The organism is Rhodanobacter terrae (genome assembly GCF_042657005.1).
Taxonomy (GTDB): Bacteria; Pseudomonadota; Gammaproteobacteria; order Xanthomonadales; family Rhodanobacteraceae; genus Rhodanobacter; species Rhodanobacter terrae.
On the sequence record NZ_JBHSNG010000024.1, the window covers coordinates 24280 to 38535 of the forward strand.

General features: G+C 64.3%; 8 protein-coding genes. 4 read left to right on the forward strand and 4 right to left on the reverse strand.

What is annotated here, in order from left to right:
* Positions 1 to 29 precede the first annotated feature (29 nt).
* The 4 genes from ACFPPB_RS16875 to ACFPPB_RS16890 form a co-directional block, all read right to left on the reverse strand.
* Positions 30 to 1766 (reverse strand): Eco57I restriction-modification methylase domain-containing protein, encoded by a 1737-nt coding sequence (locus ACFPPB_RS16875; RefSeq protein ID WP_377329210.1) that lies wholly within the window; start codon positions 1764 to 1766, stop codon positions 30 to 32.
* 119 nt (positions 1767 to 1885) lie between these two features.
* Positions 1886 to 2647, reverse strand: a complete 762-nt coding sequence (locus ACFPPB_RS16880) for a TSCPD domain-containing protein (RefSeq protein WP_377329212.1) — start codon at positions 2645 to 2647, stop codon at positions 1886 to 1888.
* 98 nt (positions 2648 to 2745) lie between these two features.
* Positions 2746 to 3306: a hypothetical protein gene (locus ACFPPB_RS16885; RefSeq protein WP_377329214.1), complete on the reverse strand. Its 561-nt coding sequence runs from the start codon at positions 3304 to 3306 to the stop codon at positions 2746 to 2748.
* Positions 3307 to 3529: 223 nt separating this feature from the next.
* The gene (locus ACFPPB_RS16890) at positions 3530 to 8083 is read right to left on the reverse strand and encodes an LAGLIDADG family homing endonuclease (protein WP_377329216.1); all 4554 of its coding nucleotides are present in this window, start codon (positions 8081 to 8083) and stop codon (positions 3530 to 3532) included.
* A 433-nt stretch (positions 8084 to 8516) separates the two neighbouring features.
* Between ACFPPB_RS16890 and ACFPPB_RS16895 the strand changes: the two genes are divergently transcribed.
* From ACFPPB_RS16895 to ACFPPB_RS16910, 4 genes are all read left to right on the forward strand, one after another.
* Positions 8517 to 9902 carry a Do family serine endopeptidase gene (locus tag ACFPPB_RS16895; RefSeq protein WP_377329218.1) on the forward strand — a complete coding sequence of 462 codons (1386 nt, stop codon included), beginning with the start codon at positions 8517 to 8519 and terminating at the stop codon, positions 9900 to 9902.
* A gap of 400 nt (positions 9903 to 10302) precedes the next feature.
* The gene (locus ACFPPB_RS16900; RefSeq protein WP_377329220.1) at positions 10303 to 11655 is read left to right on the forward strand and encodes a LysM peptidoglycan-binding domain-containing protein; all 1353 of its coding nucleotides are present in this window, start codon (positions 10303 to 10305) and stop codon (positions 11653 to 11655) included.
* Between the two features lie 10 nt (positions 11656 to 11665).
* Positions 11666 to 12394 carry an HAD family hydrolase gene (locus ACFPPB_RS16905; RefSeq protein WP_377329261.1) on the forward strand — a complete coding sequence of 243 codons (729 nt, stop codon included), beginning with the start codon at positions 11666 to 11668 and terminating at the stop codon, positions 12392 to 12394.
* Between the two features lie 88 nt (positions 12395 to 12482).
* Entirely contained in the window at positions 12483 to 13862 is a 1380-nt protein-coding gene (locus ACFPPB_RS16910) for a leucyl aminopeptidase family protein (RefSeq protein ID WP_377329222.1), read from the forward strand.
* The last annotated feature ends 394 nt before the right edge of the window (positions 13863 to 14256 follow it).

The following is a 14256-nucleotide window of genomic DNA, read 5'->3' on the forward strand; positions in this document are numbered from 1 at the left end:
TACTCCGAGCTCAATTACAAGTGAGGAAACTAACCGTCAAGCGAATCCATTTGACTTCCTGGCGAGCGGCGGCGCTTTTTACGCGCCACGCTGATGCCCTCTCGGATCACAAGAAGCGCTTCGCTGGCACCTACATCAGATCCAAATATAAAAGTGTCTGCAGCAGACCGTGCACCATCCTCATCGCCATCCAACAACATTCGATTCATCCGACTAAAAGCGAATGTCACGTCCTTTGGAGCATGATCATCTCTAACAAAAACGGGCAACTCCCTGAACTCACTCGGCTCTAGCTTCAGCGCTCCCGAGCCACGCACCCGTCCAGTAAGCTCGGCTGTAAGCTGAGCAACACTGGTTTGCAATGAAATTGCTATGAGTTTTGATCGCAATCGGTAGCTCGATCTTGCGCGAAGATCGATGCGGTAGTACGAGTTGGTACAGTTCACCCCCGCGATGTTCACGATCGCCCTCGGATTGAAATGCGTCATGAAGACGCCAAGGAGATCAGGTACGCGGCAATCATCGGGATGAAACCAATGACGCCTTTTCTTGAACGTCGCATTGTCTGCAATTCGCTTTTCCGGGTACGCATCAAGCATTGCCTGGACGGATTGTGTAATCCGACGCGGATTGAGCATCAGGCAAGGCACATCTCGATGCAAAAAAGACTTCAGCTCTCGGGCATCAATTAGTACTCCTTTGACCCATTTGCTCTTTGGAGCAATGGGGCTCAAGTTCATCTGCGTTACAGCCGCGCGCGCCCAGTCACTCGGTCGACGCACAAAGAAAGGTGTATCCCCTGTAACCAGACCAATGGTTACATCCGCAAAGTGTCGCAATGGCTCCGCTCGAAACTCTGTCGTGAGTCGCGCTAGGGCCTGATAGGCAGCTGCTGACGCGATGCGCCCAGCAGTAGCCGGCTGATTAACCTCTTGCTGCTCCCAGCGATCGATAGCTTCGGGAATCTCGCCCGAGAGATCACACTCATCCCAACCGATAACAGAACTTCCCTTGGCAGAAGGCAGCAAGTAACCCTCTGCAAGCAGTACAACCGTGGACTCCTCCGTGCCCTCACTAACAAACAGCCGCTCGGCAACGGAAATGGCCAGAGACCGCGCAAACTTGCTTTTCAGCCACGCGTGCAGAATTTTTGCGTAATGAGAGGATGTAAAACTCCCCGGAAGTATCCAAGCCATTCTCCCGCCCTGCCGGAGAAAGGTCGCTCCATGAATCACAAAGTAGGCCCACAGGCTTGGTTTCCCCCGCAGAATCCCTCCGTGCTCTCCCAGCGACCAGTTCTTTATGGATTCCTTCTGTGCATCAGAGAATCTTTCACTAGCGATATAAGGCGGATTCCCAACTACCGAATCAAATCCGCGAATCGGGAATTCCGAATGGCCGAGCGCCATGAAATCCTTCTTCAGAAAATGCGTTCCCTTTTCAGCGCCGGGGAAGCGCTCGGCTAGGTGGAGAAAGGCCTCGCTGTCGATATCACAGCCGTAGATATTATCTAGGGGATTGGGGTGGCCCGAGATGGACAGAACACTCGCTGCGGCCTCTAGAAAGCCGCAACCTCCGAATGAGGGCTCAAGCACTTTGTCGGAAGCTCGGGAAATGGCCCACGAGCACAACAGCTCTGCGACATCAACACGCGTGTAAAACGCACCCAACGTCTTCCTAGCGACTAGCGAGATCGTCCCGAGCGTGTTTTGATCAGACGGAAGAGTCATATTCGGATTGTAGTTAGGCGAGGCGCGTCTGAGCATGCCTTATCGCCCGGATCAATTGGAACCGGCGACAGGCGTCCTATTCCGCAGGGGACCCCTACGGTCCCGCATGAGCACGCGTCAATAGTTATGACACGGCTCAGCCGCACCCTGCACCTTCAACCGCACTTCGAATACCCACAATTCAAACACGTCTGACACCCATCCATCAGCACCAGCGCCCGCGTATTGCACTTCTGGCACAGCGTGGCGCCGGGCGGGAAGCCGTTGGATTCGGTGTCGCTGGACGTTTTCGCGGCTGAAGCCGCTCCCACAGGGGCCGCGGTTACATCAGCCTTTTTTTTTGCCCCGGCCTGCTCGTACGCAGCGCGCTTCTCGGCGATCAGCTTACGGGTCGCCTCGTCCATTTCCGGGTCGTGGATCATGCCGATGTTCTTCATGTGCTGCTCGATCACCGCGCCGATCTCGGCGACGATGCTGGGCATGTAGACGCCGCCGGACTTGAAGTAGCCGCCGCGGGGGTCGAACACGGCTTTCAGCTCTTCCACGATGAAGGTGACGTCGCCGCCCTTGCGGAACACGGCGGAGAGGATGCGGGTGAGCGCCACGATCCACTGGAAGTGGTCCATGTTTTTCGAGTTGATGAAGATCTCGAACGGGCGGCGCTGCTCGTGCGGGGTGCCGGCGTTGAGCACGATGTCGTTGATGGTGACGTACAACGCATGCTCGAACAGCGGCGATTTGACCTTGAAGGTGGAGCCGACCAGGGTCTCGGGACGCTCCACGCTCTCGTGCATCTGGATCACTTCGGCCTGCCGCGGCTCTTTCGGCGCGGCGGCGGTGACCGGGTTGGCGGCAACCTTGTCTTCGGGTTTGACCACGTTGTAGCCGGTGATCTTCTTGTCGATCTTGATCGCCATGGTGTTCGCTTCTTCTTAAAGTGTTGATGCCGGAGTGGACGCGGCGTGGTGCGAAAAACATGCGGCCCGGCGCACGGCCGGGCCGCATGCGGTGTCGCTTACTTCCGTTTTGCAGCGGCCTTCTTGCCGGCAGCCTTTTTCATCGCTGGCTTGGCCGACTTGACGCTCGCCTTCTTGCTGGCAGTGGACCTCTTTGCCGTCTTGGCGACGGCTTTCTTGCTGGCGGACTTCTTTGCTGCCGCCTTCTTCGGTGCGGCCTTCTTGCTGGCCGACTTTTTGCTGCTGACCTTCTTTGCGACCTTGGCGGCTTTCTTCTTCACCACCTTGGCGACTTTCTTGGCGACCTTCTTCACCGCTTTCTTGGCGGCGGAGGCCTTCTTGGCGACTTTCTTGACCGCCTTCTTCACGGTTTTCTTGGCGGCTGCCTTCTTCGGTGCCGCTTTCTTGGCCGGTGCCTTCTTGGCCACCTTCTTGGCGGCGGCCTTCTTCACGGCTTTCTTGGCGGCAGCCTTTTTCTTGGGCGCGGCCTTTTTGGCAGCAGCCTTTTTCGGTGCAGCTTTCTTGGCCGCAGCCTTCTTCGGCGCGGCTTTCTTTGCAGCGGCCTTCTTCGGCGCCGCCTTCTTGGCCGCAGCCTTCTTAGCTACCGGCTTGTTCGCCACAGGCGCAGCCACCGGCGCGGCCGGCGCGACCGGTACGTCGGGCAGCACAGGCAAGACGACGGCCGGTGCGTCGGCGGCCGGTGCAGCGCTGTTGTTCATTTCAGTTTCGTTGTCGATGGACATGCTGATGTTCCCCTCCGATGGACCGCTTGAGTTGCCGCACGCCAGTGGCGTGCGATGGTCAGAACTTGTCGTGAGCCTTGGTTGCAAACTGCGACGAGGCTCAAAACTTGCCGTAATACCCTTCCTTCAAGGCATCGAAGAGGTTGGCGGCGGAGTGCATTTCGCCGTCGTATTCCACCTGCTCATTGCCTTTCAGTTCGACAACACTACCGTCCTCCAGCTCGAAGCGGTAGAGGGTGCTTTCAAGATCGGATTCCTTGACCAGCACGCCCTGGAATGCGGCGGGGTTGAAGCGGAACGTAGTGCATCCTTTCAGGCCTTGTTTGTAGGCGTAGAAATAGATGTCCTTGAAGTCTTCGTAGGGGTAATCGGTGGGTACGTTCGCGGTCTTGGAGATCGAGGAGTCGATCCACTTCTGCGAGGCGGCCTGGATGTCGACGTGCTCTTTCGGGCCGATGTCGTCGGCGGAAACGAAGTAGTCGGGCAGCTTGTTGGCGGCCTCGTCGGTGAACACCTTGGCGTCGGCGTTGATCAGGGCGCGGTAGGCGAGCAGCTCGAAGCTGAGCACCTCGACCTTCTCCTTCGATTTCTTGCCTTCGCGGATCACGTTGCGCGAGTAGCTGTGCGCAAAGCTGGGCTCGATGCCGTTGCTGGCGTTGTTGGCCAGCGACAGCGAGATCGTGCCGGTGGGCGCGATCGAGCTGTGGTGGGTGAAGCGCGCGCCGGTCTCGGCCAGCTCGGCGACCAGGTTAGGCGCCACGCTGGCGATGCGCTGCATGTAGCGCGAGTACTTCGCGTGCAGCACGCGGCCGGGGATGCTGTCGCCGACCTTGTAGCCGTCGGCGACCATTTCCGGGCGCTTGCGCAGCATGTCGCCGGTGACGGTGAAGTCGCGCAGCAGGATCGGCGCGGCACCCTTCTCCTTGGCCAGATCCAGCGCCATTTCCCAGCCGGCCACGGCCATCTCGCGCGAGACTTCCTCGGTGAACGCGACGGCCTCTTCGCTGCCGTAGCGGTGCTTGAGCATGGTGACGGTGGAACCGAGGCCGAGGAAGCCCATGCCGTGGCGGCGCTTGGACATGATCTCGTTGCGCTGCTGCTCCAGCGGCAGGCCGTTGATCTCGACCACATTATCGAGCATGCGGGTGAACACCTTTACCACCTCGCGGTACTCGTCCCAGTCGAAGCGCGCCTTGGGGCCGAACGGATCGCGCACGAAGGTGGTCAGGTTGATCGAGCCGAGCAGGCAGGAGCCGTAGGGCGGCAAGGGCTGCTCGCCGCATTGCCCGGTGACCAGGCCGTTGAAGATCACCGCGTTGTGATCGGGCTGGGTGGTATCGAATACCGCCTCTTCGCCGACGTATTCGATGCTGGCGATCTTCGAGGCAAACCGTTGCGTCTTGCGCAACGCCTTCCCTTCACGCCAATCGAGGTATCGCTGCGTCTTGATGGGCAGCAAAAAGCCGACCTCGTTCATGAAACGCTCGCGCGATTCGCCGTCGATGATCAACTCATGATCGGCGGAACAGGCGAATTCACGCACGCCGCCATGACCGTCGGGCAGCTCACGCATGCCCGCGGCGCGGCGCTTCTTGACTCGGCAGAACACGCCGAGGTTGGCCAGCAGCATCTGCACGTCCTTGAGCAGGTCGGGCTGGCTGGAGGCCAGGCGCACCGAGCAGCTCTGGCTGCGACTGGAGACGTTGACCGTCCCATCGCACTGGAACAGCGCGCGCAGATAGCTCTTTACGCAAGCCTCGCTTCCACGCCAGACCACCTCGGGGACGCGCAGCTTGGTGGTGGCGCTGAAACCGTAATGTTCCAGCAACCGGGCCAACAGCACGGAACGGATGAATACGTGGTTACGCTCCGGCACCGCCACCGGCGACACCTTGTACTGGCGCAGATCCCCTTGGCCCGTATGGGCGATCAGCGTGTTGATGTAGGTGGCAACGCGGTCGGCCAGGGCACGTTCCTCACCCCACAGGCTGACGATGGCCGCCTGCTGGTCCTTGCCGCGATTGGTGAAGTGACCGTCGCCGGCGATCAAGCCCAGGAGCAGGCCAAGGTCATCGCTGCCTTGCTGGCCGAATTGACCCTTGCCGGACTGCACCAGCATCCGGTCGCCGACCTTCAGATCGCGCAATTTGATCTTGCCGCGCTCGACGTAGAAGTCGTGCCATTCGGTGGCCTTGATCTCGTAGCCATCCTCGGTTGTCACGCGATAGACCGGCGCACGCGGGGCCGTCATGAAGGCCGGCTTCGCCGGTCGCGTTTCCACACCGCGACCTTCCAGCTCCAGCGAGCGGCGATCGACCGAAACCTCCAGCGGCGCGCGATTGGCCTGCAGCTCGCCGATCGGCACCATGCCGTATTGGGTTGCCAGCCGCGTGTCGGCAGTGACGCACGGGTTGGTCGCGCGGATGTGCTCGCACCACCAGTTGTTGTTCATCTCGTTGACTTTGTCGATCAGGATGAAACCGGGCTCGGCGTAGTCGTACGTCGAGACCATGATCATGTCCCACAGGTGCCGCGCCCGGATGTGGCTGTAGATCTTGCAGGCGACCAGGCCGTCTTCGCGATCGACGTAGTTCTCGTGGGTGGGCCATTCGCGCCAGACCACCTTGGTCGGATCGTCGACGTCGATCTCGTCCTTTTCCTTGACGTGCACCGGGAACACCAGCGGCCAGTCCTGGTCGTGCTCGACCGCTTCCATGAAGCCGTCGGTGATCAGCAGCGACAGGTTGAACTGGCGCAGCCGGCCGTCCTCGCGCTTGGCGCGGATGAATTCCTTGGCGTCCGGATGGCTGATGTCGAACGTGCCCATCTGCGCGCCGCGGCGACCGCCGGCGGAGGACACGGTGAAGCACATCTTGTCGTAGATATCCATGAACGACAGCGGGCCGCTGGTGTACGCGCCGGCGCCGGACACGTACGCGCCGCGCGGGCGCAGCGTGGAGAATTCGTAGCCGATGCCGCAATTGTGGATGACCAGCAGGCCCGCGTTGCCAGCCAGATAGTTGTTGTGCTTCGCGACGGTGAAGTCGTAGAAGGTTTCCGGCAGGTCGAGGCCACGCTCGATCGACTCGACGGGGCGCAGGCAGCGTGCGAAGTCGATCAGTGGCTGCAGCGCCGGGAACCGTTGCGCCCAGCGATCGAGCCAGACGCGGCTGACCTGCGGCGCGACGTGGTAGCCGTGATAGAAGCCAAGCCGCTGGCGCTCGCCGTGACCCAGCGTGCCGGCGAGCTCGGTCAATGCGTTCGAGAGATCCGCCGGCAGCACGTAACGGTCGTACTGACCGGACTGGCTGGCATGCTCCGCGATGCGCCCGCGCTTGCCGCTGTCGGCCATGTAGCGCGCGACGACGGCGAGAAACGCCGAATCGGAGATCTTCAGCATGGCGCCGCCGCTGTCGCGAATGTCCCAGCCGTTGTACTGATGGCTGCGCGGCTTGCGCCGGGTCAGGCTGGCGTGCACGCCGAACAAGCCGAGCAGCGCCTTCAGCTCGCCGGCGAAGTCGGCGTTCTGGGTGGCGATGGTGGCACTGCCGTGCTCGCGGCTGACGGTGCCGTCGGTGTCGATCAGGCCGGCCAGGAACGGCAGGAAATGCTGCTGCGGATGCTGCGCGATCCATGCCGGTACACGCAGATGAGCGGTCTTCGCCCCGATCTGGTGGTCGATCAATTCGGCAGCGCGGCTCGCCGCGAAACTCGATACGGTGTAATCCCAGACCGGCGTGCCGTTCGGCGTGGTGTTGGCGGCCACCTGCGCGCGGGTGGCGCAGAATCCGGCAAAGAACGCGGCGTAGCGTTCGACCACCGCACGCTCGGCCGCGCGGATCTTGAACACCAGGCGACGACCAAGCTGCTGCGCACGCTGCTGCCACGCGCTGCGGCTGGGCCGGTAGGCGTGATGCTTTTCGTAGGCGCTGCCATCGCCCAGATGCGCGCCCGCGAACCACGCCTCGAGCATGGTGGCGTCGTCCGCCTGCCAGGCGAAGCTGTGCTGCACCAGCGCATCGCTGGCGACGACTTCGTCGGCACGCACATAGCGCTGGACATTGTCGCGATACACCAGCACCGGATGGCGCACCGAGGTGGTCAACGCCACCCCGTTCGCAACGATCCGAATGTTGTCCGCGCGCGCCACGTGCGTGGTCAGATGCTGCTCGATCGCCTGCATCTCGAACCGGCGCGCATCGCGGTCGTAGCTGAGAATCTGGGCATGCCGCTCGGCTACCGCCTGATCGGCGGTGACCAGGCCACGGTCGGTGACCACCCAGGTGCCCGGCGCAACGCACCCCGCCTTCAACGTAAGCCCGGCCTCGTGCACCTTCTCCAGGATGTCGTCCATCGAGTCGCGGATGGTGCCGGAGACGGTGCAGTTGATGGTGGAGGTGGCCGGCTTGTGCGCCAGCGCACCGGCGTTGGAGGTGATGCGGCCGGCGGGGATCGCACCGCGGCGCAGCGCCCACAGGAAACGCTCGTACCAGTGGCCGCGCAGTTCGTCGCTGGCTTCCACGTCGGACAGCGCGCGCGCCACGCGCTGGTAGGTACCGTCGATGGTGAGATCGACCGGCTCGCCGGACTTCGCCTTCAGGCGATATTTCTTGTCCCAGATGTCGTACGACGCGGGTTGTAGTGGGATGTCCACGACGGCATCACGACCTGTGGCTGAATGGGTGGCTGGTGCACGCACTGTGCTCATCGGCTTCCTGACCTTTCGGTGTGGCCTTGCGGCCCCCGTTGATTTTTATTTGATTAACGACGTCTTGTTTACGCTGGTGTTTTTCACACTACGTCCGCAGCAGCCAACAGGTCGTGAGGATTGCCCTCCAGACCTTGCGCCACTTGCTTCCTTCGACAACGACTCCCCCTCAAGAGTGCGATGGTCGACACCAGCACTGGTCTTGGCGCTGGCACTTGAACACAAGATGTTGTGGTTGCTATCGGATAGGCAAGTTAACCCTCGCGAGGTTGGAAGTAAAGTACCTGCGGCAGCATTTGAGAGAATGGAACCGCCGCGCCGGAACTCGGTCGAACCAGCGCCGCTTTCATCGCTATCCAGGATCCATGAGGAGCATTCCATGTCGCAGCAGCACCCCCGCCTCCTGCACTGGCTGACCGGCCTGCTGGCCGCTGCCGTCATCGCCATCGCGCCGGTCGCCGGCCGTGCCGCCACCTTGCCCGCGGCGGTCGGCGGCCAGCCGATGCCGTCGCTGGCGCCGATGCTGACGCGGGTGACTCCGGCGGTGGTGAACATCTCCACCAAGACCCGGGTGCAGGTGCGCGACGCGTATTTCGACGACCCGATGGTGCGCCAGTTCTTCGGCTTGCCGGCGACGCCGCGCGAACGGGTCGAGCAGAGCCTGGGCTCGGGCGTGATCGTGGATGCGGCCAAGGGCTACGTGCTGACCAACAACCACGTGGTCGGCGGCGCCGACGACATCAGCGTGACCTTGCAGGATGGGCGTACCTTCAAGGGCAAGCTGATCGGCACCGACCCGGGCACCGACGTGGCGGTGGTGCAGATCCCCGCCAACAACCTGCAGGCGGTGCCGCTGGCCGATTCGTCGCGCTTGCAGGTGGGCGATTACGTGGTCGCGGTGGGCGATCCGTTCGGGCTGGGCCAGACGGTGACCGCGGGCATCGTCTCCGCATTGGGCCGTTCAGGGCTAGGCGACACTGGCTACCAGAACTTCATCCAGACCGATGCCTCGATCAACCCCGGCAACTCCGGCGGCGCGCTGGTCAACCTGCGCGGCGAACTGGTCGGCATCAACACGATGATCTTCTCGCCGTCGGGCGGCAACGTCGGCATCGGCTTCGCGATCCCTACAGCGATCACCAACGAGGTGATGGCGCAGCTGATCGCGCACGGCAAGGTGCAGCGCGGCAGCCTGGGCTTGCAGACGCAGACGATCACGCCGCGCATCGCGCAGCTGCTGAAGCTCAAGGACGACAACGGCGTGGTGGTGACCGGGGTCAGCGAGGGCTCGGCCGCGGCCCACGCCGGCCTGCAGCCGGGCGACGTGCTGACCACGCTCAACGGCAAGCCGCTGCGCAGCGAGCAGGAGCTGCGCAATGCCGAGGGCCTGCTGCCGCTGGGCAGCGCGGTGCAACTGGGCGTGCTGCGCGATGGCCGCACCCGCGAGGTCAGCGCCACGCTCCGCGCGGAAAAACTCGCCAGCATCGACGGCGGCCAGCTCGATCCGCGCCTCGCCGGCGTGCGCTTCAGCGACCTGAGCGAGAGCCAGCGCAGCCAGGGTCTCTACGGCGTGGCGATCAGCGCGGTGCAACCGGGCAGCCGCGCCGCGCGCGCCGGCCTGAGCACCGACGACCTGGTGATCGGCGTGGGCAACCAGCGCATCACCAGCCTGCGCATGTTGCGCGGGCTGGCCAACGTGCACCTGCGCCAGCTGGTGCTGGTCGTGGCCGATGCCGACGGCAGCCGCTACGTGGTGATCAACTAGGGAGCCATCGGACATGCTTCCGCCCGCCACCCGGATGCTGTGAGGGATGCTGTGGGAGCGACTTCCGTCGCGACGGCGCGGCAGCGGCCCGCGGCAGCGCGGCGTTGCAACGGCTCGGCGCTCAACCGAGCGTGGCAGCGGCACTGCCGCGCCGTCACGACGGAAGTCGCTCCCACAAAGCAAGCCGCAGCCCGGGCCGGCGAAACCGTGTCACCGGTCGCCGGCCGGCCGTGTCACGGCGCACAGCCTGATGCATGCCTTCGCGCAAACGCATGAAAATGCTTGATGTCCTGCATCCGGACCGATGAAATACCTTCGCCAGTTCACCTTGTATGCGCCTACAAGGCGGCATACTTGCGCCCACACAACCACTCATATCATGCCGGGGCTTCCCATCATCATGTCCGTCCGCATTACCCGTCTGCTGTCAGTCGCCCTGATCGGGGCCTGCTTCATCACCGCACCGGCATTCGCCAGAAGCCACCCCAAGGCCAAGGCCAGTGCGCCTTCGAAAGGCCCCACCCTGATCTGGCGCGGCGATGTCACAACCGCCAACGGCGTCGTGGACGAGGTGGCGCAGGCATGGGAGAAGACCGGACACGGCCATATCGAACTGCAGCCGTTCAACACGGCCTCGGGCATCGATGCGGTGGCCAGCGGCGCCGCGGATCTGGCCGGCAGCGCGCGCCCCGGCGACGGCAGCGCGGAGAACGCGAACCTCACGTTCACCCCGGTGGCCTGGGACGGGCTGGTGATCATCACCCAGTCGTCCAACCCGATCAGCGGGCTTACGCTGAAGCAGGTGCACGACATCTATTACGGCAAGATCCACAACTGGAGCGAGGTCGGCGGCAACAACGCGCCGATCGACGTGTACGCGGTGGCCAGCCCCGGTGACGGCGTGGAATACAGCTTGCGCAGCCTGCTGTTCGGTCGCGGCAACCAGCCGGTCGCCGCGCCGCGGCTGTACGTCAACACGCGCAAGCTGGAAGAAGGCATCGCGCTCAACCCGAACGGTTTCGGCGTCGCCACGCTCGCCGGCATCAGCGGCAATCCGAAGATCAAGGCGATCCCGATCAACGGCAAGCGGGCCACCGTGGCCAACATCGCCGACGGCAGCTACCCCTTGTTCATTCCGCTTTATCTGGTGACCAACTCGAACAGCCCGAAGGCCGCCGCGGCGCAGTCCTTCGTCGATTTCCTGCAGACCGATCCGGCCAAGGCCGCGCTGCGCAGGCACGCGATATTGCCGTATCAGGACGGCAGCGCGCTGGCCGCGATGGACAGCTCGCGCCGCAGCAACATCCTCGCCGAAGTCGGCGCCCGCGCCAGCCACATCACGCCGGTTTCGGCGCCGGGCGCAACGTATGCGGCCCGCGTCGCGGCAGCCCCGACCTCGCCCGATACGCTGGCAGCGAAGATGGCGCTGGAAAACCGCCGCGCCGAGGCGAAGGAAACCGCCCGGCTCACCCGGGTCAGCGGCAGCGTGGACAACGTCACCGTCAGCAGCGTGGACTATGCCAGCGGCAGCGCCACCACGGTCAGCCGGACCCGCGGCAAGGATTTCGGCAAGGTGACCGCGGACGTCAGCCAGGCCGGTCCGAGGATCTACAAGGTGAGCAAGGGCGACACCCTGTCGTCGATCGCCAAGCGGCATACCGTCGACGTGATCCAGCTGCGCCAGTGGAACCACCTGAAGAACGACCAGATCAAGCTCGGCCAGATACTGCGCGTCAGCAACAGCAGCGGCTGAGCCTTCCGGGCTGCCCGTGCCGACACTCCTCGCCCTGACGCTGGACCTGGACGATACGTTGTGGCCCGTGCTGCCGGCGCTGCAGCGCGCCGACCAGGCGGTGGATGTCTGGTTGCGGCAGCACCATCCCGATGTCGCCCGCGCGTGGCCGATCGCGGCCATGCGCGAGTTGCGCGAGCAGGTCGCCGCCGACCGGCTGGACCTGGCGCATGACTTCACCTCGCAGCGCCGGCTCACCCTGCAGCATGCGTTCGCCGCCTGCGGCATCGCCGCGGCGCCGGTCGATGCGCTGTGGGAAATCTACTTCGCCGCGCGCAACAGCGTGGAGCTGTATCCGGACAGCCTGCCCGCGCTGCGGCGGATCACTGCGCGCTGGCCGCTGGCGAGCCTGACCAACGGCAATGCCGACCTGCAGCGCATCGGCATCCGCGCGCATTTCGCCCATCACATCTGCGCGCGCGACAGCGGCGTGGCCAAGCCCGATCCGCGGATCTTCCTAGCTGCCGCCGAGCGGCTGGGCGTGGCGCCCGACCGGATCCTGCACGTCGGCGACGATCCGGAAATGGATGTGGCCGGCGCGCGCAATGCCGGCCTGCGCACCGCCTGGATCAACCGCGACGGCCAGCCGTGGCCGGCCGAGCTGGGCGCGCCGCCCGAACTGGATCTGCGCGACATGACCGCGCTGGCCGACTGGCTCGATGCGCAGCATCCGGCCGTCGGCACACCGCCCGGCACATAGGCAAGCGGCGGGCAAAGCGCGCATCATCGCGGACTGATCGCCACGAGTCCGGCGCGCTCCATGCCGCCCCAAGCCAGAAGGATTTCGCATGTCCGCCTTGATCGAACGCCAGCCCGGCGCCCGCCACAGCATCGCCATCGAGACCACCGATACCGCGCATTACGCGGCGACGCGCCGGCGGCTCAGCGCGGCGCAGCGGCGCTGGCTGAGCGACAGCGGTTTCGCGGCGAGCGCGGGCAGCTTCGCGCTGCTGTCCGATCCCGCCGGCAAGCTGGTGCGCGTGCTGGCCGGCGTCGATCCGCATGATCCGCTGACCGCACTGGCCGCGCTGCCGTGCAGCCTGCCCGAGGCGACCTACCACCTCGCCGCCGAAAGCGTGCTGACCGATACGGCGCTGGCCGCGCTGGGCTGGGCGCTGGGCGCGTATCAGTTCAACCGCTATCGCCAGCCCAAGCGCGCACCGGCCCGGCTCGCCGTGTCCGCTGCCGAACTGCAGCAGCTGGCGCCGGTGGTGCAGGCGACCGCGCAGGTGCGCGACCTGGTCAACACGCCGACCGAGGAGATGGGCCCGCGGCAACTGGCCGAGACGATCAAGCAGCTCGGCAAGGCGCACAAGGCGAAGGTGCGCGAGTGGGTCGGCGACGACTTGCTCGAGGCCAACTTTCCGACCATCCATGCGGTCGGCCGCGCCAGCCATCGCGCGCCGCGGCTGGTCGAGCTGGGCTGGGGCAAGTCCGATCATCCGAAACTGGTGGTGATCGGCAAGGGCGTGTGCTTCGACACGGGCGGGCTGGACCTGAAATCGTCCGACGGCATGCGCTGGATGAAGAAGGACATGGGCGGCGCCGCGCATGCGATCGCGCTGGCCGGCCTGATCATGCAGGCCAAGCTGCCGGTACGGCTGACCTTGCTGGTTCCGGCGGTGGAGAATGCCGTCGCCGGCAATGCAATGCGCCCCGGCGAAGTGATCACCACCCGCGCCGGCCACACCGTCGAGATCGACAACACCGATGCCGAGGGCCGGCTGGTGCTGTGTGACGCGCTGGCCTACGCCGCCGAACAGCAGCCCGAGCTGATCGTCGATTTCGCCACCCTCACCGGTGCCGCCAGAGTGGCGCTGGGACCGGATCTGCCCGCGCTGTTCGCCAACGACGACGGCATCGCCGCCGCCGTGCTGGCCGCCGGCCGCACGGTCAACGACCCGCTGTGGCAGCTGCCGCTGTGGCGACCGTACCGGCGGATGCTCGATTCGTATCTGGCCGACTTCGCCAATGCCGGCGCGTCGCGCCACGCCGGGGCGATCACCGCGGCGCTGTATCTGGAACGCTTCGTGCCCGACGGCATGCCATGGCTGCATCTGGACACCTACGCCTGGAACGACAGCGATCGTCCCGGCCGGCCGCGCGGCGGCGAGGCGATGGGCTTGCGCGCGCTGTTCGCGTTCCTGCAGCAGCGCTATCGCGGCTGAGCCGCGCTCGCGCCAGGCGCTGCCGGACAAGATCGAGCCGAAACGTTGCAGGCGTCGTCGCCATGCGCGCAGGCCGGGCGCGTCGCGCAAGTCGCAAGAAAACACGGCGTCCGTCAAGAAAAAACGGTACCGAACCGCTGTTTTTTTTAACGATCCCGTGTGATGCTGCAAACCGATCTGCATTTTCCTCCAACTGCATCAACCCACCTCCGCATCAGGCCCATTGCCATTGGAGGAATGGCGGATCGCCGCGTTTGCAGTCGCGGTAGCTCACACGAAACCGGATCATGGTGGCAGGCGTGCCCTAGAGAGATGGCCGCATTGAAGCGCTCGTTTGGATGTGTATGTCGAGAAGCGCTGCTGCCATGGAGTCCGGGACCATCCATCAAGATCG

Bases quoted from the DNA above. Each gene is read 5' to 3' on its own strand.
- ACFPPB_RS16875 (WP_377329210.1), bottom strand. From the start codon at position 1,766: ATGCTCAGACGCGCCTCGCCTAACTACAATCCGAATATGACTCTTCCG.
- ACFPPB_RS16880 (WP_377329212.1), bottom strand. From the start codon at position 2,647: ATGGCGATCAAGATCGACAAGAAGATCACCGGCTACAACGTGGTCAAA.
- ACFPPB_RS16895 (WP_377329218.1), top strand. From the start codon at position 8,517: ATGTCGCAGCAGCACCCCCGCCTCCTGCACTGGCTGACCGGCCTGCTG.
- ACFPPB_RS16900 (WP_377329220.1), top strand. From the start codon at position 10,303: ATGTCCGTCCGCATTACCCGTCTGCTGTCAGTCGCCCTGATCGGGGCC.
- ACFPPB_RS16910 (WP_377329222.1), top strand. From the start codon at position 12,483: ATGTCCGCCTTGATCGAACGCCAGCCCGGCGCCCGCCACAGCATCGCC.